This is a genomic window from Neorhizobium sp. T6_25 (assembly GCF_002968555.1).
GTDB lineage: Bacteria > Pseudomonadota > Alphaproteobacteria > Rhizobiales > Rhizobiaceae > Neorhizobium.
On sequence record NZ_PVBL01000073.1, the window covers coordinates 1 to 418 of the forward strand.

Below are 418 nucleotides of genomic sequence, written 5' to 3' on the forward strand. Positions count from 1 at the left end.
CCCATTAGCAGACAATATTTATTAAGGGGGTATCTTTTTATCTGCTGAATATATAAAGAGAGTTGTAAACGAAAAAGGCCAGACTTCTCTGGCCCTGGTTAAATTAATGGTTAGAGAACCAGTTCAATTTATCGCGCAGGCCAACAACCCGACCAATAATAATTAGCGATGGACTGTTCATTTGCTGCGCCAGTTCGCCCAGCTGCGTGAGCGTACCGTCAATCACGCGCTGCGTGACTGCCGTTCCGTTTTCGACAATTGCCACCGGCATTTCGCCAGGCATACCGTGTTCAATCAGCTTTTGCTGAATAGTCGCAGCCTGATTCAGCCCCATATAAAACACCAGCGTCTGTTTTTCTGCCGCCAGGTTTTCCCAGTCCAGTTCGCCACCGGTTTTTAAGTGTCCGGTAATTAAGCG

Annotated in this window: 1 protein-coding gene; it reads right to left on the reverse strand. The window is 47.4% G+C overall.

Going from position 1 to position 418, the window contains the following annotated elements:
- Positions 1 to 103 precede the first annotated feature (103 nt).
- On the reverse strand, positions 104 to 418 hold a 315-nt coding region (locus C5L10_RS33375; protein ID WP_245448384.1), incomplete at its 5' end, for an SAM-dependent methyltransferase.